We start from the raw sequence: 18,181 nt of genomic DNA, 5'->3' as shown, positions 1-18,181 counted from the left end.
AGGTCAGCGGGTCGGCGGGCTCCGGCGGGGCCGGATCACGGCGCTCGGCAGGGCGGGGGCGGGAAGGCGGCCGCCGGGAAGTCCTCGATCACGCCGAGGCGGTCGGAGGAGGCCTCCCACTCCTCGCGAGCCTTCACGATGTCCGCGTGGCTGCGGCCTACGTATCGCACGGGGGCCGCCGAGCGGAACCTCACGCGCCGACAGGACATCGACCCCGGCGGCACCGGCCTGCGGGCAAGGCCGGCTGCCCGGTGGCACGGCAGCCTCAGTCACTGACCTTGCTGCGGGACTGGTACAGCAGGTCCTGGTACTCGGGATGCCGGCTGATCCAGCCCGCGAAGAAGGGGCAGGTGGCCAGCACCCGGAGGTTCGCGGCGCGAGCCTCGTCAAGGGCCGTTCGGACCAGCGCGGACCCGACTCCCATCCCCTCGTACTCCTCCTCGACCTCGGTGTGCACGAACGCGACGAGTTCCGCCGTACGGATGTACTCGGCGACGCCCGCCACCTTGGATTCCCCGTCGACACGAGCCTCGTAGCGCTTCGCCTCGGGCACGTCGCTCACTTCGACCGCCATGTGTCCTCCTTGTGGGGCCCGGGTCCCGTCCCGCTCGGTTCGACGGAATCCCGGGGGCCAGAACGCCACCATAACCCCACGCAGTTGACGCATCAACTTATCCCGCGGCAGGAGCAGCCGCGATGAGGGTCGCACCACCCGCGCTCGCCGGTAGATGAGCTGTCAACGATTTCGTTAGACTGCCGTCATGGACGCACAGCCGCGCTGGCTCGGCCCGGAAGAGAAAGCCGCCTGGGACAGCTTCATCCGCATGCAGGAGAAACTCATCGGGCGGCTGTCCCGACGCGTCCAGATCGACTCCGGGCTGTCAGCGGCCGACTATGTCGTGCTCGTAAGCCTCACCGAGAGGGGCAACGGCCGGATGCGCTTCCTGGATCTGGCCAAGCTCGTCGAGTGGGAGAAGAGCCGGATGTCCCACCAGGTGACACGGATGGCGAAACGTGGGCTCGTGGCCAGGGAGGAGTGCCCCGACGACGGACGCGGAGCGTTCATCGTCGCCACACCGGCCGGCTGCGAGGCGATCGAGGAGGCCGCACCGCTGCACGTCGAGCACGTCCGCCGCCTCTTCGTCGACGCCCTCACCCCGAACCAGCTCAACACGCTGGGCCGGCTCTCACAGCGCGTCCTGGACCACATGGAGAAGCAGCCGGACTGACCGGGACTCCATGCCGGCATGGCTGATCCGTCAACCTCTGACACCGGTAGGCAACTTACCGCCGGTCGGCCGCAGTTGAGGTGAACCAACTTCGCCGGGGCGGCCGAGCGGGCCGCCCCGGCGGAGTTGTCAGGTCTCGTTTCCGGTGGGCGTGGCCAGGAGCTGCATCTCCCAGGCGAAGGCCACACCGCCGGCGCCGCCGTGCTGCGCCTGGATTCCCCTTCGGGCACTTCGCGTCCGCGGGTCTCCGGCAGTACACCGACAGATCTCTGCGGGGCCGTCCTCCCGACCCCCGTGGCGGGAGGACGGCCCCGGCTCTTTCGGGTGGCCGCCCGGTCAGTACAGCTTGGCGACGGCCGTGCGCGTGGTCTTCTTGAAGGCGGCCACCGGCGCATCCTGGAAGTCGCCCATCTGTCCCCACCTCACGACGGTGACGGTCCTGCCGTCCCGCCCGACCGACAGCAGAGCGATGTCGGTGGCGCCCCAGGACGTCTCGGTGTGCAGGCCCCGGACGCGGGCGCCCTCCTCGACCGGCAGCGTGCCGTAGCTGCGGCCCTCGGCCTCGACGTCGGGCGAGGACTCCTCGATGCGGTCCGCACAGGTGCGGATCAGGTCGTCGTAGTGCTGTGCCAGCACCTTGGCCTGGGCGGATGTGCCCGCGACTACGGTCAGCTGCACGGCGCCGGCGTCCAGGTCGGTCCAGAACCGGCGGTGCCGGTAGTCGTAGCCGGGCACGCCCTCCGTGCTCACGCACATGCCGAGTTCGTCCGGGAAACCGTCGGTGACCGGCCCGGCCGTCCAGGACGACGCCGGGTGCGGCGGCAGCTGGGACGCCGACAGGAACGCGGGCGTGGCGGCCGACGCGGGCTCGGCTGCCTTCGGAGTGGCGCCGGCAGCCGGTGCCGTCAGGATCGCGCCCGCCGCGAAGGCGGCGACGGTGAGTGCGCGGAGCGCGCTCGCTGGAAGGTGCAGGGACATGGGTGTTCCCCCCGTGTACGGAAGCGTGGAACGTGGATGCCGCGGCGAGGCCTGCTGGTCGGCCCCGGGCCTGGTCGGTGCGGCACCAAGAGCATCGGCGGACACGGGGGGCGGGCGCAACAGCCGACGGCGCGTCCCACACGGTGGAACCATCCCAGCCCGTCTGACGTGCAGGTACATGGGATGCCTGGGATGCCGTCCCGGGCTGGACAGGGGCCGTACGAGGACGGGGATACCTGTGCCGACACAGCACGACAGCGACAGCACCGACGAGGTCGCCGAGTTCGCGGCGCTGCTGAGGGAGCTCAAAGAGCACACGGACCGCAGCTACGGCTCGCTGGCCCGCCGTCTGGGCATGAACACCTCGACGCTGCACCGCTACTGCGCCGGTGACACGGTGCCGCTCGACTTCGCCCCCGTGGAGCGCTTCGCCGCGCTGTGCGGGGCGACCCCGGGCCAACGCCTCGAGCTGCACCGCCGTTGGCTGCTGGCCGTAGCGGCCCGCCACCGGCCCCGCACGGCGGAAGCGGGGCAGGGCGCGCCCGGCGCCGCCGAGCCGGAAGTCGTGGACGACGCGGCCCACGGGCCGGACACGTCGGTGCACGCCGTCACCGAAACGGACCCCACGCCCCCGCTCCCGCGCCGCCCCTGGTACCGCCGTAGGCCGCTCGTGGCGGGGACGGCCTGCGTCTGTGCCGTACTCGCCACGCTCGGAGCGCTGTCCGCGCTGCCGGACAGACAACGGGCGTCCGCCGACGGTCCCGCACACGGCTCCGACCCGACGGCGTCCGGCACGGCCAAGGCCAGATCGTCCGGGCCTCGGGCCGCCTCACCCAGTCCGAGCAGCTCCCCCACCGCCGACGCCTCCGAGCGGCAGCGCGACCGCGTCGCCCCGAAACCGCAGCCAGGCACCTCCCGCCCGCACGGAACGACGACTGCCCCATCCCCCGGCGAACAGCCTGCCGGGCTGCCGCTCACCTGGTCCGTCAACTCCCAGGCCTGGAAACTCGGCTGCGGCCACGACTACGTCATCGCCAAGCCACCGAGCCAGGTCCCTCCTCCCCCCGCCCCGCAGGACGCGGCCCTCTGGGCGGCGACACAGAACGCGGTGCACGGCAAGGAGACGCTCGTGCAGTTGTCGGTGCAGGGGCGCAGCGACACCGCCGTCGTACTGGAGGCTCTGCGCGTGCGGGTGACCGGCCGTGCGGCTCCGGTCGACGGCAACGCCTACGCCATGGACCAGGGCTGCGGCGGCTCGATCACTCCCCGGTCCTTCGCCGTGGACCTGGACAAGGACCGCCCCATCGCCCGCGCGGTCGCCGGGAACGACTCCGGCACGCCGATCCCGGCCGTGCGCATGCCCTACCGCGTCTCGGCGAAGGACCCCGAGGTCCTGCTGGTCACGGCCACGGCCGGCTCGTGCGACTGCCGCTGGTACCTGGAGCTGGACTGGTCCTCCCAGGGCCGCACGGGCACCGTGCGCATCGACGACGACGGACGCCCGTTCCGCACCACCGCCATCGAGGGCCTGCCGCGGTACATGTACGACACCCTGGACCGCGAGTGGGGGCCCTACAGCTAGCGGGCAGGGCGGGTTGAAGAACAAGGCATCGCGGACGCCGGGCGGTTGTGCCGGGCCGCCCGCCGGTGCGCGGGCGTACGGATGTGGCGGCTGTCGTCACTCGGTGCTCCGGCTGCCGCCGTCCGCTTCCTCCCGCCAGCGGACGGCGGCGCGCCGGGACAAGGCGGTGTAGATGAAGTCGGCTCCGTGCACCCGCTCCATGTCGAGCGCCAGCCGTTCGAAGGCCTCGGCGGCACCTGCCGCGTCCCCCGCCCTGCCGCGCAGGTTGGCCAGGTTGTGCCGGGTGGTGAGGACATGGGGGTGGTCCTCGCCCAGGGCCCGCACCCGCTCGGCGAGCAGCTGCTCGGAGACGTCCACGGCGCCGGCCAGGTCCCCGGTCTCGCTCAGGTAGTGCGCCCGGTGCCGGAGCTCCACGGTATCGGGGTGCTCTTCGCGCAGCGTCCGGTCCCGCTTGTCCAGTTCCTTCTCGGCCCGCCGGATGGGGTTGTCCAGCACTCTCCTCACCCGCATCGCACCAAGCGCGGCCCCCACCGCCGCGACCGCACCCGTGATCACCCATTTCCACGACACGTCAGGCACGCCTCCTTCGATCGACGCCGTCCGGCCCGCGCCCCTCACACGCCCTCGACCGAGGTGGAGCCGCCACCTCCATGGACGCCCCGACCGCCCTCGTCAGTTGCGCCGGGACCACTGCGGCGTCAGGCCTTGAGTGTGGTGGCCGACCTGGCGGCCTGTTCGATCCGCGCACGGTGGGCGGCGCGGGCTTCCTCGTCGATCCGCTCCTCGTGTTCGGCGCGCAGCCCGGTCCGGCCGTCGAGGCCCTCGCGCAGGATGTCGGCGTGCCCGGTGTGCCGGACGGACTCGCCGAGGACGTGGACGATGACGGCGAACAGGTTCGTGTCGGACCAGGGTTCCGGCCACCACGGCACGTGGCCGGGGGCGTCGAGGGGAAGCTCGTTGATCGTCGCGTCCGAGTGTTGCCACGTGCGCCGGTAGAACCCGATGATCTGATCGCGGGTCTCGTCCGCGGCCGCCCACTGATCGCTGCCGTCGGAGTCCTGCCACCGGGACAGCGGTTGCGGGGAGGGGCGGCCGAAGACCTCGCCGAAGTACCTGGCCTCGACGGTCGCGACGTGTTTGACCAGGCCGAGGAGGTTGGTCCCGGTCGCCGTCAGGGGTCTGCGGGCGTCGTACTCGGACAGGCCGTCGAGTTTCCACAGCAGCGCCTCGCGGTCCCGCCGCAGTCTTCCGTGCAGGTTGCTCTTCGCGAATTCATCGATCATGCGGCACAAACCTTCCATGGGCTGTTCGTATTCTCAAGATCCGGTATGTGGTCCGGCGGCCCGGCCCGGGACAGTTGCCGCGCAGGAGTGCCAGGTGCGGATCCAGCCGGCGGCGAGCACCGCCGCACCGCCCGCCAGGGCCATTGCGCCGCCTGTTCCGACGCCTGCGGCCGCCGAGCCGAAGCAGACCGGCCCGACGCCCTGAAGCGTCATGCTGCCGGAGCCGAGCAGACCGAAGGCCTGGCCCTGGCCGTCCTGCGGCAGGGCGTCCAGGAACGGCCGTTGCAGGCCGAGACCGTAGGCGAATCCGAAGCCGCTGAGCAGCAGCAGACAGGACGAGACGCCCACTCCGGGCTCGGTGGCGAAGCCGATCAGCGGCAGTCCCGTCAGCGCGGTCAACGGGACCACCAGCCGCTCCCGGGCGGGTGGCCGTAGCAGTCGGCCCACCAGCAGGTCACCGACCAGCATGCCGACCGGCAGACAGCCCATCAGCAGCGCGTACCGGCCGGGCGCGAAGTGGCGTCCTCCCGCATAGGCGACGATCAGACCTTCCGCTCCCGCCACGAACGCGGGCGGCAGCCACTGGGCCAGCATCAGCCGTCGCACCGCGCGTCCGCGCAGCAGCAGCCCGGCACCGCGCACGCTGGTCCGGACGGCCCCGCCGTCGCCCCGGGCCCTGCCGGACGGGCCGCCGGACACCGCCGGCTCCAGCCGGGGCAGCCGGATGCGGACGGCGAGCGCGCAGCCGAGGTAGAGGGCGGCGCTCAGCGCGAGCGCCCGGTGCGCGCCGAGTACCGCGACGACCGCGCCTCCCAGCGCCAGGCCGAACAACTGCGCGCCGGAGGAGGCGACGTTGTTCAGTGAACGGCCGAGCACATAGGCGTCGCCCTCCAGCCACTGCGCGACCAGCCGACTCGACGCGCCGCCGAACACCGGTGTGGCGAGGGCGACCAGCGCCATGACAGCGAGGCTTGCCGCGATCGGCATCCGCACCAGGGCGAGCAGCAGGGCGGCGGCGCACTCCAAGGCGTAGCCGCCGGCGATGAGCGCGCGGGGCGGCAGTCGGTCGGCCAGTGAGCCCAGCAGGAGCGAGCCGAACAACTGCGGGAGAAAGCCGATGCCGAAGGCCAGCGCGCTCAACAGGGCGGAGCCCGTGGCCGCGAAGACCGAGCACCGAGAACGTGGTGATCCGCAGCGCTCCCGCAGTGATCGCGACGGTGCGGGTCGAGAACAGCAGCCGGAATCGCGGCTCGGCCAGCACCTCCCGGTAGGTGGCACGGGCGTTGCCCTGCGCGGGCTCGACGGTTGGGGTCATGACGCCAGCCTCGGCGTACGTCCACGCCCCTCACCATTGATTCGTCGCTGGACGAATCGAAACGGCGTCCGGCGGTAGCATGACCGAGTGCTGCGCTTCGAAGTCTCCGTCGAGGACCTGCTGCGCAGCCGCTTCGCACTGTCGCCCGCGCTGGACCTCTGCCTACTGCTGCGCTCGCTCGCCGGCCAGGACCGGCCGCCGCCGCGCGCCTGGGCCGCCCGGCTCCGGCCGGCCTTTGAACGCCTTCGCCGCGAGACCGAACTGAACGCCGCGCTCGCCCTGCAGACCCCGCGATCCGGACCGAACTTCGTCGCTCCGCCCCCGCGCGGCCTCAACCAGACCTGGGCAGACGACCTGGCCATGATCCGGGCCACACCTCTGGAGGCGGCCCGGCACGAAATCGCCGCCACTGCGACCGGCGCGTTCGCCCGCGATCCGCGCGTACGCGCAGTGCTGGACTCGACGGACGCCGTCGCCAGGATCGCCGCGGCGATGGACCGGGCGTGGCACGAGCTGCTCGCCACGGACTGGCCGCAGCTGCGCGCGATCTGTGAGCGCGATGTCGTGCACCGGGTGGGGGTGATCGGCGAACACGGATGGGCCACGGCCATCGAGAGCCTGCACCCGGGCATCGCCTGGCAAGCCGGCGGCATCGAGATCGGCTTCTTCCGGGGCGGAACGGTCCGCCTCGCCGGAGACGGGCTGCTGCTGATCCCTTCGGCCGTCGTCGGGCACATCGCCGCCCACACGGAAGACCCCTGGCCCAGGACCCTGGTCTACCCCGCCCGCGGCACCGCCGCCCTGTGGGGCGAACGGGAGACCGTTCCCCCGCCGGACGCGCTGACCGCTCTGGTCGGCCGGGCCCGAGCCCGGCTGCTGTTGGCGCTGGACGCCCCGGCCAGTACCAGTCACCTCGCCCGGAGCCTCGCGATGGCGCCCGGCGCGGTGGGAGACCACCTCGCCATCCTGCGAGGCGCGGGTCTGCTCGTCCGCGCCCGGTCCGGACGGTCGGTGCTCTACCGGCGCACCCCGCTCGGCGAGGCGCTGGTCGCCGGCTCGGGCTGACGGCTCGGATCAGCGCGGCTCCGACGGCTCGGATCAGCGCTGATCGAGGCCGTATCGGCAGTCCGCCGGCGGTTTTGACCGGCTACTCCTCGGGTTCCCAGGCGATCAGCCGCTCGAACACCTGCTGGTCGCCCTCGGTCTTCAGGTCGTTCAGCGTGAGGCGGCCCCAGACGAAGAGGAGCAGTTGCTCGGCCGTGCCCGTGGCCGAGGCCGAGGGGGGCGCGGCGCTGTCCGTGAGGGGTGCGGGCCAGGCGCCGGTGCCGTCCAGCTCGAGGAGCCAGGAGCGGCCCTCGGTGGCGTGGTAGTGGATGGTGGCGGCCTCGTGCGGCCAGGCGGCCGGGGTGGAGTTGCAGGTGTCGAGGAACTCGGCCACGCCGTCGGTCGCGACGTCGGGCGGCATCGGCTGCACGGCGCCGGCGGCGAGTTGGGCGTCGTAGGTGTGCACCAGCACCTCGTGCACCCGGCGCCGTGCGACGCCCCGGGCATTCGCCGGGGACACTCCGGCGCTCCACCATGTCCAGCACTCGCGCTCCGGGCCGGCCTCGCGCAGCGCACTCAGCAGCAGTTCGTTCGACTCGGAGTACCAGGCCAGCAGTGCCTCGAGCTCGCGCGGCACCTCCGCGGCGCTCTTGGCCGGCGGAGCCTCGGCCGGGCCCGCGGCGACGATCGCGGCCCACCAGCGCTGGCCGGTACCCAGGTGCCGCACCAGATCGAACAACGTCCACTCGGGGCAGGAGGGAACCGGCGCGTCAAGGCTCGGCCCGGCGGCAACCGCGCTCCGGAACGCGGCCGACCGCTCGTCGATCAGTCGCAGCAGGGCTGCATACTCAAGACTCTCTGTCACCTCGCTTACCTATCACCCCTGCTCAGCCGACCGCACCGCATTTTCCGGGTCCCCGTGCCCCCGCCCATACCGCTGCGCGACGGCCGTGAAGGCGGCCTTGGGTTCCCATTCCATGTCGGGGTAGGTCTGCCCCCGGCGTCCTTCGAGGAGTTTGACGATGCCCAGGCCGGCCCGGTCCAGGTCGTCCCTGGGGTCGCCGTCCGGGCGGTGCGGGTAGCCGGGCAGGGCGAACAGGAACACGAACGCGCTGTCCACGCCCTCGGTTTCGAAGATCTCCAGCAGTTCGCTCAGATACGCGGCCTGGCCGGCCTCGTCACGCTCGTACACGCCGGTCAGCCGTACCGGGGCCCTGGTCGCCGGGTCGTGCTCGACCACTTCCAGCACCCGCCCGCCACGGTCCCCCGCGCCGCGGTAGGCGGCGGTGCCGAACCCGGTGACGGCGAGCGGCTTCGGACCCCGGGCCAAGGTGCGCACCGCGTCCCGGAACCGGTCGGCGACCTCCGCGGAGCGGATCAGTTCGTACGTCACCATGTCGAAGGGGGTCCAGTCGATCTGCTCGAACTGGATGGCCGCGTAGGTGAGTCTGCCCCGGAAGCGCTCGCGGACCGTGGCCGCAGCCTCGCGGAGGAACGCGTTCATGCGCACGCCGAGCTCGCGCATCGCTTCGGCCCGCCGCTCGGGCCGGCGCATCAGTTGCTCGACCCGCTCCTCGGGGCTGTCCCCCGGCAGGAATCCGCGGTTCATCACGCTCAGTTCGACCCCTGCGACGAACACGACGGTGGCCCCCTGCTGCCGGAGCCGTTCCGCTCGCTCGGCGCAGTCGCGGAAGAGCGTGAGGATCGGATCGGGGTGCAGTTCCAGCGGGTAGGGCGAGAACCAGACCTCCAGGCCGAGCTCGGCGGCGGCGCCTGCGGCCAGCTCCAGGCGGTCCGGGTCGCCGCCGGTGATCTGGACCGCGCTGCAGTGCAGGTCGTCGCGGATGATGGCGAGTTCGCGCCGGACCACCGCGGGGTCGAAGTGCTCGCGGGACGTCTGGCCGTGCACGACGAATCCGGTGTCGTAGGTCATTCCTCTTGCTCGCATGGTGCCGCTGTCCTCTCCGTCGGTCTCGGCGGGTCGAGACTGGCAGGAAAGATGCGTGCACGCAAGTTTGCGTATGTGTAACTTTACGTGCGCGCAAGTTTGCGGGCGCGCAGTCACGCGTGGAAAGCTGACACCGTGACGACACCACCACCAGGGCTGCGGGAGCGGAAGAAGCAGGCCACGCGCGAGGCGCTGCGCGAAGCGGCTCTGCGCCTGGCCGTGGAGCACGGGCCGGACCAGGTGCGGGTCGAGGACATCGCCGAGGCGGCCGGGGTCTCGCCGCGCACCTACAACAACTACTTCGCCAGCCGCGAGCAGGCCATCGTCTCCGCCGTGACCGCGGACCGAGAGGCGCGCATCGCCGCGGCGGTCGCGGCCCGGCCCGCAGGAGTACGCCTGGCCGACGCCGTCACCGAAGCGGTGGTCGAGCAGTACACGCACACCGGCGAGCGTGAACAGCGGGCGCTGCTGCTGATCACCACCCGGACCGCGCTGCGCGACGCGTTTCTCGACACCACGGCCGGCATCGAGCTGCCGCTCGCGGCGGTGCTCGCCGAACGCCTGGGAAACACCGAAGCGCACACGGCCCGCGTCCTCGCGGCAAGCGTGACCGCGGCGGTGCGCATCGCGCTGGAAGGCTGGCTGCGGCCTGCCGGGAGCGCGGAGAGCGCCGGGAGCTCCGCCGCCGGAGGACTGCTCGTGCCCTCCGGTTCACTGGCAGACCGGCTTCGCACGTCGCTGGCCCCGCTCGCGCCCGCGTTCGACGCCGCGGAGCGACGCGCGCAGCCGTGACACCGACGCGGCTGGGGCATCCACCGCCCGGCACGCGGGCCCCGAGCCCAGCGGTCCCGAGGCTGCCTCGGGCAGCGTGCCCTCACCGAACCCCGCGGGGCGACAAAGAACCCCTCGGCCGGCCGAGCGGGTGCGATCAGTACCTGGCGTGTGCATCTATGAATATTCCGACGATAACGCCCGCCGCTAGCTTCACGGTGACCCTGCCGTGTTCGGTGAAAGGCATCCCGTGAAGAAGCTCGCCTCTGCCCTGCTTTCCGCAGTTCTCCTCGGCAGCGTGTCCGTCGCCGCCGCACCCGCCGCCTCGGCGGTCACCACGCCGGGCGCCACCTCGGCGGCGCCCGGCTGCGTCACCGAGACCAAGGAGGTGAGCAAGGGCTACGGAACGATCACCGTGTGCGTCAACGAGGACGGCTCCGCCCGGGCCTACGGCGACCTCCACTGCACCGCGTTCGGCGCCGTTCTCGTGATGTGGGAGATCGGCTGGAAGACGGCCTCCGGCGTCACGGTCTCGACCGTCGCGACGGCCGGCTGGGGCAACAACGACATCGAGTTCGACGTCGACCCCTCGGCCGGCACGGACGGGATCCAGGGGATCACCGGAGTGGACGAGATCTACCTCTCTACGATCTACATGTGACCCCGGCCGGCACGACACCGCAAACCTCTGTCGAGATAGCGCCGTCGGCTCCGTCCCAGGGACATCGGTGGCCATCACCGGCCGCCCGATGCAGAAGGAGACCAACATGGGGATTCAGCGGATGGACAACGTCGGCATCGTCGTCGAGGACCTCGATGCCGCCGTCGCGTTCTTCGTGGAACTCGGTATGGAGCTGGAGGGCAGGGCGGAGATCGAGGGCTCGTTCGCCGACCGGTGCACCGGGCTCGAGGGGGTCCGGTGCGACATCGCGATGGTCCGGACGCCGGACGGTCACGGCCGGCTCGAACTGGCGAAGTACCGCAATCCCGCGGTGATCAGCACCGGGCCGCGCAACAGGCCGCACAACGTCCTCGGCACTCACCGTGTCATGTTCGCCGTCGACGACCTCGAGGACACGATCGCCCGCCTGCGCCCGCACGGCGCCGAACTCGTCGGCGAGATCGCCCGGTTCGGCGACAGCTACCTGCTGTGCTATCTCCGCGGACCGGACGGCATCATCGTCGGACTGGCCGAACAACTGGGCTGAGAGTCGTGCCGGTCGACTACGAAGAGCGTGGCGTCGCCCCAGGGCACCGGCTTCGTCGGCACCAGCCCGGTGCTTCGGTGGGCCAGGGGAACGCGCCGACGCATGGGTCCGTCGGGGCGAGGCAGCCCCGCGACGGCCGCGTCCGGGCGAGCGGCGGGGCGGGACGATGCCCCGGGCTCAGTCCTCCGCGTCGGAGAACTGCCGGGCGAGGTCGCGTCGGCTGTCCGCGGCGAGCTTCGCCCGGTCGGGGCCGATGGCCGATCCCGGCATGCGGCTCAGGTGTTCGACCTCGTCGGCGAAGCGCAGGAGCTCGCGCCGCGCGTGCTCACGGCACGCCAGGCAGGTGACGCGGTCCGGGCGGGCGGAGGTCATCGCGTACGGCACGCGCAGCCCGCATCCGGTCGTGACGGCGCCGGGCAGGTCTGCGGCCAGACCGAACGCCGAAGCCAGCACGTTGCGGACCGCGGCGTCGTCGGCCGGTATCTGCGACTCCACGTGGATGTGCGGGTCGTTCGCGCTCATGCGTCCTCCCTGGCTCCGAGCCGCGGAGGTGCCGGCCGGTGGTGTGGTGCGTCAGTTCTTGAGCGCGACTCCGCAGACGGACACGTCGGCCGTGGGCTCTTCGGGACTGTCCGCGTCCGGGCGCCAGGAAGCCGTGGCGACGACGCCGGGGTCCACCAGGTCCAGTCCGGTGAAGAAGGCGGCGATCTTCTGCGGGGAGCGCAGGTGGTAGGTGTTGGCCGACTGGCCGTTGTAGACCTGGACCGCCCTGTTCAGCGCCTCGTTGTTGTCGGTGCCGTCGCTCAGGGCCAGATAGCTGCCCCGGGGCAGCGCCGCCATCAGTGTGTCCAGCAGTTCCGCGGGACGCTCGGCGTCGGAGATCTGCCCCATGATCCCGAGGGTGGTCAGCGCGACGGGGCGGCTGAGGTCCAGGGTTCTGGCGGCTTCGGCCAGGATCCGCTCCGGGTCCCTGACATCGGCGTCGACGTAGTCGCAGGCACCCTCCGGCGTGCTGGTGAGCAGCGCCTGGGCATGCGTGAGGACGAGGGGGTCGTTGTCCACGTACACGATGCGGCTCTCGGGCGCGATGCGCTGGGCCAGCTCGTGCGTGTTGTCCGCGGTGGGCAGTCCGGTGCCGATGTCGAGGAACTGGCGGACACCGGCCTCGCCGGCCAGGAAGCGTACCGCGCGTGCCAGGAACCGCCGTTGCAGGCGGGCGACGGCGGCGAACTCCGGAAACGTCGTCAGGATGACGTCGCCGGCCTCGCTGTCGACGGGATAGTTGTCCTTGCCTCCCAGCAGGTAGTTCCAGACCCGGGCGGAGTGCGGACGATCGGTCTGCAGTCGCGCCCCGACTTCTTCACGCGGATCAGTCATAGGCAAAGCTTCACACAACGCTGTACGGGTGGGAGCGAAGTACGGAACTTCCCCCGACTCCCGGCTCAGACGGACTGCGCGAGCGGGGGCCGCAGGCCCAGCCACTGCTCGGCGTCCCAGGCCCGGAACCGCTCCACCTCGGCGAAACCCAGCTTTGCCGCCAGGCGCATCGAGCCGGTGTTGGCGGTCTGCGTGTTGAGCACCACCGGCTCGCCCGGAAGGGCGCCGTCGAGCCAGTCCAGTGCTGCCGCGCAGGCCTCGGCGGCGTACCCGACTCCCCACGCCCGCGGCAGGAACAGGTAACCGAGATCGACCTTCCCCACCGCAACCGGGCAGCGGTGCTCCCGTGTCCGCCTGAGCAGGATCTGGCCGATCATCTCCCCGTCGAGGTCGACGACGAAGCTCCCGGGCCATCGCTCGGGGGTCCCGGGCAGCTCACGCTCCAGTTCCGCACGGGGGCGGGGACCGCCGAGGTAGGTGTGCACCTCGGGCGACGCCAGCAGCTCGACGAACGCCGCACGGTCCGCGGCCCCGGGCTCCCGGAGCACGAGTCTCGCGGTTCTGATCGGTACCGGCGGCCACGCGACGGGTCCCAGGTCTGACATGCGCGCAGACTAACAAGTCCGTGGCGGACGACGGCCCGTTGGCGACCGGTGCCGTGTGAGTCTGTGACCTCGACGCGTTGTCAACCCCGACGATCGTCAGGGCCCGGGGTTGCCGTTCGGCCCGGGTGTCCGGGTGGGCGTGCTCCTACGTTTCCGCTCATGGAACGAGAACCGCGAAAGAGGGTCCCGGCCGGCCGGTGGCTCGGCGTGCCGGCCGTCCTGGGTACGGGAGCAGGAGTGATCGCGTGGCTGTCCCCCGGCGGGCTGGGCCGGGCCGGCCCCGTCGAGGTCACCGGCGGGGCTTCGGCCTCCGCGTACCGGTCGGTCACGGGGGCGTTGGCGGACGCGCCGTCGTGGGCGGGGTCCGCGCTGGAAGCCGCCACCGAGGGCACGCTCGTCATCCTCGGAGCGCTGCTGCTGTGGGCGGCCTGGACGGCAGTGCGCCGCAAGGACGCCCGAGAGGTCGCCGGGGCCGTGCTGACCGGCCTCGGCACCGTCGTGGCCTACGCGGGCAGTGAGGCGCTGAAACTGGTGGTGGACGAGGAGCGCCCCTGCCGTGCGCTCGGTGCCGGGGCCGAGGCGGTCGCGGAGTGCCCGGGCGTCGGGGACTGGTCGTTCCCGAGCAACCACGCCACCCTGGCCGCCGGACTGGCCGTCGGTCTCGCCGTCCTGCGGCCCCGGCTCGCCGCGGTCACGCTGCCGTTGGCCGGGGCGGCCGCGCTGCTGCGCGTGCTGGTGGGGGTGCACTACCCGCACGATGTGCTCGCCGGTGCGACGCTCGGCGGCACCGTCGTGGCGGCGGTGCTCCTCGCGTTCTGGCCCGCGGCCCGGGGTGCGGCCTCACGACTGGGGAGGCTGCGGCGCGATGATGCCGGCCTCATGGGCCACGACCGCGGCGGCGGCCCGGTTGTCGACGCCCAGCCTCGCCAGGAGGGAACTCACGTGGGCCTTGACCGTTCCCTCCACCACATGCAGTCGCCGGGCGATCTGGCCGTTGGACAGCCCGCCGCCGAGCAGGGCCAGTACGTCTCGTTCCCGGGCGGTGAGGGCCGCGACCCGGTCACGGGCGGCCGAACGCCGACCGGCCAGGGTTCCGGCGCCCGTGGCGGCGAGGTGCGCGACGACCCGGGCCGCGACCCGCGGTGACAGGTAGGCGGCGCCCCCGGCCACCGCACGGACTCCGGTGAGCAGTTCCTCGGGCTCGCCCGACTTGATCAGGAATCCGGCCGCGCCGCCGCCCAGCGCCCGCAGGATGTAGTCGTCCTCGCCGAAGGTCGTGAGCATGATGACGCCGGTGCCCGGTACGGCGGTGCGGATCTCCGCGGCGGCGTCGATGCCGTTGAGGCCCGGCATGCGGATGTCGAGTACGGCCACGGCGGGACGATGGCGTCGCACCAGTTCCACGGCGTCGTGCCCGTCGGCGGCCTCGGCGACGACGTCGATGTCCGCGGCGGTGGCGAGGACCGCGCGCACTCCGGCACGGATCATCGGCTCGTCGTCGGCGATCAGCACCCGGATCATCGCGCGCTCACGGGGCGACCGTGCCCAGGGAGACCAGGGTGTCCTGCCGGAAGCAGAGCCGGTAGGCGTCGCCGGACCGGTCGGCCGTCATCGCGTAGTACTCGCACGTCGTGTCCTCTCCCGTCGGCTCGTCGGTCGGCGGCCGGTAGTCGGTCTGCCGTTCCGGCAGGAGGCGCCGCACCTCGGAACGATCTTGCCCCACGTGCAGGCGGGCGTAGTCACGCGGGTCCAGAACCGACTGCGCCGCCGACCGGGTCTCCCAGACCACGAGCACCCCGCTCAGCAGCGCTGCCGTCACCAGGGGCACCATGGCGGCCGCGACCAGGGTCCGGCCGGCCCTGCGCCGGGCGCGGCGGTGTTCCTGCGGCAGCGCGTCGTCGCGGGAGGCGGGGAGCGCGAGCGGCGAGGACGGGGGTGGCGAGAGGTCCTGCGGGGGCGCCGTGGGGTGGTGCGGGATGCGGGCGACGACCGAGTACCCTCCGTCGCGCGGTCCGTGACGGAACGAGCCGCCGGTCAGCCGCACACGTTCCCCGAGGCCGATCAGGCCGAGCCCCCCGATGCCCGGCCGGGTGCGTACCCGGTCGGCGGACGGGGGCGGGCCGTTCTCCACGACGACGTCCGTCCGGGTCGCCGTATGCGTCACGTGAACGGTGGTCCTCGCGCCCGGCGCGTGTTTGGCCACGTTGGTCAGGGCCTCCTGCACCACCCGGTGGGCCGCCCGCGCCACTGCCGGCGGCAGGTCGTCCGCCTCGCCGTCGACGCGCAGTTCCACGGGGAGGCCCGCCTCGGACGCCTCGGAGGTCAGCCGGGTGAGGCCGGGTTCGTCGGGCTCGACCGGCGTCGCGCCGGTCTCCTCCCGCAGGACACCGATCACCTCGCCGAGGCGTTCCACCGCGGCCGCGGCCCTGGCCCGGATGTCGGCCGCCGCCCGCTGATGGTGTTCCGCGAGGTCAGGCGCGAGTTTGAGCGCGCCGGCCGACAGGGCGATCAGGCTGAGGTCGTGGCCGAGCACGTCGTGCATGTCCTGTGCGATGCGCGTCCGCTCCCGCAACCTCGCCTGGTCGGCGATCAGTTGCTGCTCGCGTTGCAGTTGACCGGCGTGCTCCCACCCGGCCCGGAGGAGCTGGCGGTACTGGCACCAGAACCGGCCCGCGAACCAGGGCAGCATCATGGCGGCGACCACCACGGCCACGAACCGTCCGGCCAGCGGGAGCCAGGCGGGAACGACGGACAGGGCCGTCACACCGGCCGCGAGAACCGCGACCAGGGCGAGCGCGGTCGGGGCCGTCCGCCCGGGCCGGCGTCCCGCGAGGAACGCGGTGATGGCGGTCGGAACCGCCCACCACAGGTTGGTCACGCTCAGGCCCGCGGCCACCGCGGTGGCCGCGTTGAGAAGGGTCCCGGGATCACGTGCCCGCCGCAGGAGCGTGTGCTGGAGCGTTGTCGCCGTGCCGCTGTCCGTCGGTGTGCTGTCCACGGAGGTGACGGTACGGACCTCGGGCGGCGGCCGACCACTGCCGAAAGTCTCATTCCGTGCCGCCGTGAACCCCGCGGCCGTCGACGGCGGTACGCCTCGGGCACGCAGGTCACCTGCGTGGGCGGTGGCCTCACATCCGGGATCTCAGCACGTCGACCTCGCAGCCCGGCGCGAAGGGGTCGAAGCCGTGCTCGCTCAGCCAGCGAACCGCCAGCAGGCTTCGCAACGACCACCACGCGTGGATCACGTCCAGGTCGATGTCGGCGCCATAGCCGGCGACGACGTCGCCGAGGTGCTCCTCGTGTCCGAGCGTGAATGTGGCGAGGTCGTACAGGGCGTCGCCCTGGCCCGCCTCGGACCAGTCGATGATGCCCGTGACCTCGTCGCCGTCGACGAAGACGTGTGCGATCTGCAGGTCGCCGTGCGTGAACGCCGGAGTCCACGGCCGGAGCGCGGCCTCGGCGACCCGACGGTTGCGGGTGACCAGGTCGGCGGGCAGCAGGCCGCTCGTGACGAGCGAGGCGCACTCGTCGTCGAGTTCCGCCGCCAGCGCGGCGACGCTCCGGCCGGCCCGGCCCCGCCAGGGCGGCAGCGGCGCGTCGTGCAGCTTCCGGATGGCGGCGCCCGCCGCGGCCCACCCCGCCGGCGACCCGGTCGACGGCCCGCCGAGGCGCCCGAGCGTCGTCCCTCGCAGTGCGGTGATCGCGAGCACGGGCGGCTGGTGCCACAGGACCTGCGGGGTCGGGACCGGCACGCGGGACATCGCCTCGATCTCGATGCCGATACGCGCCTGGTCCGTGTCCACCTTCAGGAACACGTCACCGACGCGCAGGGTCGCCCGCTCGGAATGGGCGACGACGACTTCGACCTCATCCATGGCCGACCGGTATGCCGGGAGTGATCACCGACGTCCCCCTCCTGGACTCAACGTCAGATGACCGGCGGGCGGCCGAGGCGCGTCATCCGGGCCACTGTCGCCCACCGCATCGGTCGACGCGTGCCGCCCGATGCGCGCACCCCTTCGGCGAAGCCGCCCGCCCAGGCCCGCAGCCCGCCCCACGAGCGGGTCCGCAGCACCGTCAGCCCGGTCCACACCCCGAGGTAGACGGGGACCAGGGGTGCGGGCAGGTGCCGTTTGGCCAGCCACACCCGGTTGCGGGCCGTCATCCGGTAGTAGACGGCGTGCCGGGCGGGTGATGTCCAGGGGTGCTGGAGCAGCAGCGACGGCTCGTACACCACCTGCCACCCGCCGTCCAGGGCCCGCCATGCCAGGTCGGTCTCCTCGTGCGTGAAGAAGAACGCGTCCGGCCAGCCGCCGATCCGGTCCAGCATCCGCATCGACAGCGCGTGCCCGCCGCCCAGGAACGTCGTCACCTCACCACCGCGCATCGGGTCCTTCGACCGCAGCCGCGGTACGTGCCGGCGCTGCGTGCGGCCGTGCTCGTCGGCGATCCGGAACGACACGATCCCCAGCCGCTCATCGGCCTCGTACATGGAGGCGAGCTCAGCGAACACGCCGCTGTCCACGAGCAGCCCGTCGTCGTCCAGATCGACCACGACGTCCACGTCGCCGCACGCCCGCAGGTGCTCGATGGCCACGTTGCGGCCGCCGGACACTCCCAGGTTCTCCTGCGACTCCACCCCGTCCACGCCCGCGGGCAGTTCCGGCAGCGCACAGCCGTTGCCGACCACCACGATGCGGGCGGCCGGCCGTGTCTGACCGGTCACCGAGGCCAACAGCGCTTGCAGTTCGGCCGGGCGGTTGCCCATGGTCAGGATCGCGATGCCCAGACGAGTACGGCTCACAGGTGAACTCCGATCGACTTCTCGAAGGCGGCAGCCT

General features: G+C 72.4%; 20 protein-coding genes and 2 pseudogenes. 7 read left to right on the top strand and 15 right to left on the bottom strand.

Going from position 1 to position 18,181, the window contains the following annotated elements:
• Positions 1–35: 35 nt before the first annotated feature.
• Together ACH4D3_RS12905 and ACH4D3_RS12900 are read right to left on the bottom strand one after the other, a co-directional pair.
• Positions 36–170: a hypothetical protein gene (locus tag ACH4D3_RS12905; protein ID WP_398320518.1), complete on the bottom strand. Its 135-nt coding sequence runs from the start codon at positions 168–170 to the stop codon at positions 36–38.
• A gap of 95 nt (positions 171–265) precedes the next feature.
• The gene (locus ACH4D3_RS12900; RefSeq protein ID WP_398320515.1) at positions 266–574 is read right to left on the bottom strand and encodes a GNAT family N-acetyltransferase; all 309 of its coding nucleotides are present in this window, start codon (positions 572–574) and stop codon (positions 266–268) included.
• A 187-nt stretch (positions 575–761) separates the two neighbouring features.
• Here ACH4D3_RS12900 and ACH4D3_RS12895 point away from each other — a divergent pair, with 187 nt between their 5' ends.
• Positions 762–1,229, top strand: coding sequence for a MarR family winged helix-turn-helix transcriptional regulator (locus ACH4D3_RS12895; RefSeq protein WP_398320512.1), 468 nt, complete (start codon positions 762–764; stop codon positions 1,227–1,229).
• Between the two features lie 336 nt (positions 1,230–1,565).
• Here ACH4D3_RS12895 and ACH4D3_RS12890 read toward each other — a convergent pair whose 3' ends face one another.
• Positions 1,566–2,207, bottom strand: coding sequence for a hypothetical protein (locus ACH4D3_RS12890; RefSeq protein WP_398320509.1), 642 nt, complete (start codon positions 2,205–2,207; stop codon positions 1,566–1,568).
• A 178-nt stretch (positions 2,208–2,385) separates the two neighbouring features.
• Between ACH4D3_RS12890 and ACH4D3_RS12885 the strand changes: the two genes are divergently transcribed.
• Positions 2,386–3,789 (top strand): helix-turn-helix domain-containing protein, encoded by a 1,404-nt coding sequence (locus ACH4D3_RS12885; protein WP_398320506.1) that lies wholly within the window; start codon positions 2,386–2,388, stop codon positions 3,787–3,789.
• Positions 3,790–3,885: 96 nt separating this feature from the next.
• Here the strand turns inward: ACH4D3_RS12885 and ACH4D3_RS12880 are convergent, their stop codons facing one another.
• The 3 genes and pseudogenes from ACH4D3_RS12880 to ACH4D3_RS12870 form a co-directional block, all read right to left on the bottom strand.
• Positions 3,886–4,368 (bottom strand): tetratricopeptide repeat protein, encoded by a 483-nt coding sequence (locus tag ACH4D3_RS12880; protein ID WP_398320503.1) that lies wholly within the window; start codon positions 4,366–4,368, stop codon positions 3,886–3,888.
• Positions 4,369–4,487: 119 nt separating this feature from the next.
• Positions 4,488–5,072, bottom strand: a complete 585-nt coding sequence (locus ACH4D3_RS12875) for a DinB family protein (RefSeq protein ID WP_398320500.1) — start codon at positions 5,070–5,072, stop codon at positions 4,488–4,490.
• A gap of 33 nt (positions 5,073–5,105) precedes the next feature.
• Positions 5,106–6,387: pseudogene (locus tag ACH4D3_RS12870) on the bottom strand (MFS transporter).
• Between the two features lie 87 nt (positions 6,388–6,474).
• Between ACH4D3_RS12870 and ACH4D3_RS12865 the strand changes: the two are divergent.
• Complete coding sequence (locus ACH4D3_RS12865) at positions 6,475–7,452, top strand: winged helix-turn-helix domain-containing protein (RefSeq protein WP_398320497.1); 978 nt, start codon at positions 6,475–6,477, stop codon at positions 7,450–7,452.
• Positions 7,453–7,534: 82 nt separating this feature from the next.
• On the opposite strand, the gene ACH4D3_RS12860 is transcribed toward ACH4D3_RS12865, so the two are convergent.
• Together ACH4D3_RS12860 and ACH4D3_RS12855 are read right to left on the bottom strand one after the other, a co-directional pair.
• Complete coding sequence (locus ACH4D3_RS12860) at positions 7,535–8,296, bottom strand: maleylpyruvate isomerase family mycothiol-dependent enzyme (RefSeq protein WP_398320494.1); 762 nt, start codon at positions 8,294–8,296, stop codon at positions 7,535–7,537.
• A gap of 12 nt (positions 8,297–8,308) precedes the next feature.
• The gene (locus ACH4D3_RS12855) at positions 8,309–9,364 is read right to left on the bottom strand and encodes a hypothetical protein (protein WP_398321112.1); all 1,056 of its coding nucleotides are present in this window, start codon (positions 9,362–9,364) and stop codon (positions 8,309–8,311) included.
• A 150-nt stretch (positions 9,365–9,514) separates the two neighbouring features.
• On the opposite strand from ACH4D3_RS12855, the gene ACH4D3_RS12850 reads away from it, so the two are divergent.
• The 3 genes from ACH4D3_RS12850 (at position 9,515) to ACH4D3_RS12840 (ending at position 11,358) form a co-directional block, all read left to right on the top strand.
• Positions 9,515–10,171 (top strand): TetR/AcrR family transcriptional regulator, encoded by a 657-nt coding sequence (locus ACH4D3_RS12850; RefSeq protein WP_398320492.1) that lies wholly within the window; start codon positions 9,515–9,517, stop codon positions 10,169–10,171.
• A gap of 277 nt (positions 10,172–10,448) precedes the next feature.
• Positions 10,449–10,811, top strand: a complete 363-nt coding sequence (locus ACH4D3_RS12845) for a hypothetical protein (RefSeq protein ID WP_398320489.1) — start codon at positions 10,449–10,451, stop codon at positions 10,809–10,811.
• Between the two features lie 106 nt (positions 10,812–10,917).
• Complete coding sequence (locus tag ACH4D3_RS12840; RefSeq protein WP_398320486.1) at positions 10,918–11,358, top strand: VOC family protein; 441 nt, start codon at positions 10,918–10,920, stop codon at positions 11,356–11,358.
• 177 nt (positions 11,359–11,535) lie between these two features.
• Here the strand turns inward: ACH4D3_RS12840 and ACH4D3_RS12835 are convergent, their stop codons facing one another.
• The 3 genes from ACH4D3_RS12835 to ACH4D3_RS12825 form a co-directional block, all read right to left on the bottom strand.
• The gene (locus tag ACH4D3_RS12835; protein ID WP_398320483.1) at positions 11,536–11,880 is read right to left on the bottom strand and encodes a hypothetical protein; all 345 of its coding nucleotides are present in this window, start codon (positions 11,878–11,880) and stop codon (positions 11,536–11,538) included.
• A 51-nt stretch (positions 11,881–11,931) separates the two neighbouring features.
• The gene (locus ACH4D3_RS12830) at positions 11,932–12,735 is read right to left on the bottom strand and encodes an SAM-dependent methyltransferase (protein WP_398320480.1); all 804 of its coding nucleotides are present in this window, start codon (positions 12,733–12,735) and stop codon (positions 11,932–11,934) included.
• 65 nt (positions 12,736–12,800) lie between these two features.
• Complete coding sequence (locus tag ACH4D3_RS12825; protein ID WP_398320477.1) at positions 12,801–13,340, bottom strand: GNAT family N-acetyltransferase; 540 nt, start codon at positions 13,338–13,340, stop codon at positions 12,801–12,803.
• A gap of 159 nt (positions 13,341–13,499) precedes the next feature.
• Between ACH4D3_RS12825 and ACH4D3_RS12820 the strand changes: the two are divergent.
• Positions 13,500–14,147 (top strand): annotated as a pseudogene (locus tag ACH4D3_RS12820) (phosphatase PAP2 family protein); the annotation flags it as partial.
• A gap of 33 nt (positions 14,148–14,180) precedes the next feature.
• Here ACH4D3_RS12820 and ACH4D3_RS12815 read toward each other — a convergent pair.
• The 4 genes from ACH4D3_RS12815 to ACH4D3_RS12800 all read right to left on the bottom strand — a co-directional run bounded on the left by ACH4D3_RS12815 (position 14,181) and on the right by ACH4D3_RS12800 (position 18,144).
• Positions 14,181–14,861: a response regulator gene (locus ACH4D3_RS12815; protein WP_398320474.1), complete on the bottom strand. Its 681-nt coding sequence runs from the start codon at positions 14,859–14,861 to the stop codon at positions 14,181–14,183.
• Positions 14,862–14,868: 7 nt separating this feature from the next.
• Positions 14,869–16,338 (bottom strand): sensor histidine kinase, encoded by a 1,470-nt coding sequence (locus ACH4D3_RS12810; RefSeq protein ID WP_398320471.1) that lies wholly within the window; start codon positions 16,336–16,338, stop codon positions 14,869–14,871.
• Positions 16,339–16,468: 130 nt separating this feature from the next.
• Positions 16,469–17,215 (bottom strand): phosphotransferase family protein, encoded by a 747-nt coding sequence (locus ACH4D3_RS12805; RefSeq protein ID WP_398320468.1) that lies wholly within the window; start codon positions 17,213–17,215, stop codon positions 16,469–16,471.
• A gap of 53 nt (positions 17,216–17,268) precedes the next feature.
• The gene (locus ACH4D3_RS12800; protein WP_398320465.1) at positions 17,269–18,144 is read right to left on the bottom strand and encodes a glycosyltransferase family 2 protein; all 876 of its coding nucleotides are present in this window, start codon (positions 18,142–18,144) and stop codon (positions 17,269–17,271) included.
• Positions 18,145–18,181 lie beyond the last annotated feature (37 nt).

The sequence above is a fragment of the Streptomyces sp. NPDC018026 genome (genome assembly GCF_044327745.1).
GTDB classification, from domain to species: Bacteria; Actinomycetota; Actinomycetes; order Streptomycetales; family Streptomycetaceae; genus Streptomyces; species Streptomyces rubrogriseus.
This window is presented reverse-complemented; position numbering and strand designations above follow the sequence as displayed.

Bases quoted from the DNA above. Each gene is read 5' to 3' on its own strand.
- ACH4D3_RS12900 (WP_398320515.1), bottom strand. From the start codon at position 574: ATGGCGGTCGAAGTGAGCGACGTGCCCGAGGCGAAGCGCTACGAGGCT.
- ACH4D3_RS12895 (WP_398320512.1), top strand. From the start codon at position 762: ATGGACGCACAGCCGCGCTGGCTCGGCCCGGAAGAGAAAGCCGCCTGG.
- ACH4D3_RS12890 (WP_398320509.1), bottom strand. From the start codon at position 2,207: ATGTCCCTGCACCTTCCAGCGAGCGCGCTCCGCGCACTCACCGTCGCC.
- ACH4D3_RS12885 (WP_398320506.1), top strand. From the start codon at position 2,386: ATGGGATGCCTGGGATGCCGTCCCGGGCTGGACAGGGGCCGTACGAGG.
- ACH4D3_RS12875 (WP_398320500.1), bottom strand. From the start codon at position 5,072: ATGATCGATGAATTCGCGAAGAGCAACCTGCACGGAAGACTGCGGCGG.
- ACH4D3_RS12855 (WP_398321112.1), bottom strand. From the start codon at position 9,364: ATGACCTACGACACCGGATTCGTCGTGCACGGCCAGACGTCCCGCGAG.
- ACH4D3_RS12840 (WP_398320486.1), top strand. From the start codon at position 10,918: ATGGGGATTCAGCGGATGGACAACGTCGGCATCGTCGTCGAGGACCTC.
- ACH4D3_RS12835 (WP_398320483.1), bottom strand. From the start codon at position 11,880: ATGAGCGCGAACGACCCGCACATCCACGTGGAGTCGCAGATACCGGCC.
- ACH4D3_RS12830 (WP_398320480.1), bottom strand. From the start codon at position 12,735: ATGACTGATCCGCGTGAAGAAGTCGGGGCGCGACTGCAGACCGATCGT.
- ACH4D3_RS12825 (WP_398320477.1), bottom strand. From the start codon at position 13,340: ATGTCAGACCTGGGACCCGTCGCGTGGCCGCCGGTACCGATCAGAACC.
- ACH4D3_RS12815 (WP_398320474.1), bottom strand. From the start codon at position 14,861: ATGATCCGGGTGCTGATCGCCGACGACGAGCCGATGATCCGTGCCGGA.
- ACH4D3_RS12805 (WP_398320468.1), bottom strand. From the start codon at position 17,215: ATGGATGAGGTCGAAGTCGTCGTCGCCCATTCCGAGCGGGCGACCCTG.